Annotated in this window: 1 rRNA gene; it reads left to right on the top strand. The window is 54.5% G+C overall.

The annotated features are described in order from the left end of the window. Positions 1 to 255 (top strand): 16S ribosomal RNA (locus tag M3196_RS21885); the annotation flags it as partial.

Raw genomic sequence — 255 nt, 5'->3', positions numbered from 1 at the left:
TCCGCCTGGGGAGTACGACCGCAAGGTTGAAACTCAAAGGAATTGACGGGGGCCCGCACAAGCAGTGGAGCATGTGGTTTAATTCGAAGCAACGCGAAGAACCTTACCAGGTCTTGACATCCTCTGAGCACTCTAGAGATAGAGCTTTCCCCTTCGGGGGACAGAGTGACAGGTGGTGCATGGTTGTCGTCAGCTCGTGTCGTGAGATGTTGGGTTAAGTCCCGCAACGAGCGCAACCCTTGACCTTAGTTGCCA

Origin of the sequence: Fictibacillus nanhaiensis, assembly GCF_023715445.1 — a bacterium.
Classification (GTDB): domain Bacteria; phylum Bacillota; class Bacilli; order Bacillales; family Fictibacillaceae; genus Fictibacillus; species Fictibacillus nanhaiensis_D.
Note: the sequence above shows the minus strand (reverse complement) of the source record. Positions and strands in the feature narration are given on the sequence as shown.